At 67.9% G+C, this 2,079-nt stretch carries 2 protein-coding genes; one reads left to right on the top strand and one right to left on the bottom strand.

Annotation, left to right across the window (positions count from 1 at the left end):
* Positions 1-484 precede the first annotated feature (484 nt).
* Positions 485-715 carry an AlpA family transcriptional regulator gene (locus tag H0W38_RS21840; RefSeq protein ID WP_292458178.1) on the top strand — a complete coding sequence of 77 codons (231 nt, stop codon included), beginning with the start codon at positions 485-487 and terminating at the stop codon, positions 713-715.
* A 41-nt stretch (positions 716-756) separates the two neighbouring features.
* Here H0W38_RS21840 and H0W38_RS21835 read toward each other — a convergent pair whose 3' ends face one another.
* Positions 757-1,062: a hypothetical protein gene (locus tag H0W38_RS21835; RefSeq protein WP_292458175.1), complete on the bottom strand. Its 306-nt coding sequence runs from the start codon at positions 1,060-1,062 to the stop codon at positions 757-759.
* Between the last annotated feature and the right edge of the window lie 1,017 nt (positions 1,063-2,079).

Genomic DNA, 2,079 nt, shown 5'->3' with positions numbered 1-2,079 from the left:
CATCGATCCCAAGCCGTTCATCTGGACCGCACGCGCGTCCGACATCCTGGCCAAGGTCACGCGCGCCAAGACGGCACTTGCCGCCATCGTTGGATAAGTACAGAACAGAGCGGCGCACTGCACTAGCGCGTTTTCTTGCTCTGCCCTCGCACGGCGCCGAACTGCAGCCGATCGCGAGCTGACCGACGCCGGCGAACAGGCAGCAATGCGCCTGAGCCGCGACGCCCACGGCCGGCGGGTGGCGACGATCTGCGCATTGGCGGCAACGCCACCACTCGGCCGTTCGCCCGCGCGACCCGTTTCTGGCGCGCTCTACTGGCTCGCTTGTCGCGGCCTCGACAGCATCGGCTGAAACTCAGTCGCCGCGCGACCAGCACACGGCGCTGCCGCCGGACAGGACGACACTTTTGAGCTTAAAGTCATCGCGCCTGCGCGCACCCGCGGCACCTAGAGTTCTCCTCAGACGCAGAGCAGGAGCCGCCTGATGAGCCAACCCCACTCCGACACGCAGCAACCCGCCGCCGAAGCCCAGGCCGCGGTGTTCGTGCGCATGTCTGCGGTCGTGCGCATGACAGGGCTCGGCCGGTCCACCATCTACCGGCTGATGGCCGAGGACAAGTTTCCGTCGCCCGTGCGGCTAGCCAAGCGCGCTGTTGCCTGGCGCCGCATTGACCTCGAGCGGTGGAGCGCTGTGCGTCCATCGGCGTCGCACTGACCCGCCGCCCACGCGACACACGAAGGTGCGCGGCAGCTGCGCTAAGCCTGAACTGCGAGCTTCAGCACCGCACCCATCAGCAACAGCGCACCAAGCCCCTTGCCCCAGCGCCACGTGGTGAACCGGTAGCGATGGTTGACCCAGACGGCGCGGTGAAGCCGCCCGACCAAGCAGAGCACCGCCATTGCCGCGACGAACGGACCCACCAGTCCGACCGGCTCGGGTGCATGCCGGAAAACCAGCACCCACAGCAGCGGCCAGATACCCGCATCAACGGCCGCGAACACGCGTCGGCCGGGCCACGAAGGCGCGTCCGGCCGGGGTTCGCGAGCGACCAGCAGCCACATGTTTTCTCCGACCAAGATCGTACGCGCGGGTTCAGGCCGCGCGCACGGACCCATCAACCGGTGGATTGGCGCAGCGACTCCGGCACCCACCGCTTGCCGGCCATCCCGATGCAGCCTGCGCCACCAGCACGTCCTTCTTCATGGCGCCCACGCCGTCATCGGTGAGTCCTGGACCTGCCTCCTTCAGCGCCTGAACAATCTACAGCAATGCTCGCCGGCGGTAAACCGCAACGGCTCGCGAACGCCGCCGTCCCGTGTCGTCCCGCTGCATCTCTTGCAGTCCGTGCATGTCGATCGCCTTTCGAACCCGTGAACCCGGGAGTTCGCCACCCACTGCCCTAATTTCCGAGGGAGCCGGATGTGGCTGTTGATACCTCGGCGTGAGCTGCGGTGTCGATCTGTGTCCTGCCCCGCATTCGTCGGTCGCCGTGCGACACCGAGAGCGCCGCGAATGAGCGCGGGTGCCGAGGGCAGCGTGGAATAAATGGAGGGGACCCGCGCAGCGGGGAGGCGGCCGTTTATGTCCCCCTCACACTTGACGGGGGCGCAGCTGGGGGGAGCGCGGTGGGACGACTGGCGCACGGGCTGCCACCTCCCGCGGGCGACGCAGCGTCGCGGCCGATGTGCCAGCTCGCCTGGCGCAGCGGTCGCAGCGAAGGCGACCGAACCCCCACGAGCAGCGGCGGCCCTGCGGCCGACGTGACACCGAGCGCAGCGAATGGCGCGGCGTTCGAGCCGCTGCGAGCACTTCTTTGGCGCCAGCACCGTAAGCGCGGTCTCAAGGCCCTATTGCTTGGCCGAGGTCGAATGAGCACGATCAACTGGATCGTGCGTGCCCGGGATGGTGTGCACCAAGCCCCTCAGTGCACACCATGTCCGAGCAAGCCACACAAGCCAAGCGCCGCCGGCGCGAACACAGTTCGGCGCTCAAGCGCGAGTTGATCGAGCGCAGCCTGCGGCCCGGCGCGTCCGTGTCCGGCATCGCGCTTGAGGGCGGTATCAATGCGAACCTGTTGT

The sequence above is a fragment of the Methylibium sp. genome, assembly GCF_013817365.1.
Classification (GTDB): Bacteria; Pseudomonadota; Gammaproteobacteria; order Burkholderiales; family Burkholderiaceae_C; genus Methylibium.
This window is presented reverse-complemented; position numbering and strand designations above follow the sequence as displayed.

Excerpts from the sequence above, each read along its gene's own strand:
- H0W38_RS21840 (WP_292458178.1), top strand. The coding sequence starts at position 485 with ATGAGCCAACCCCACTCCGACACGCAGCAACCCGCCGCCGAAGCCCAG.
- H0W38_RS21835 (WP_292458175.1), bottom strand. The coding sequence starts at position 1,062 with ATGTGGCTGCTGGTCGCTCGCGAACCCCGGCCGGACGCGCCTTCGTGG.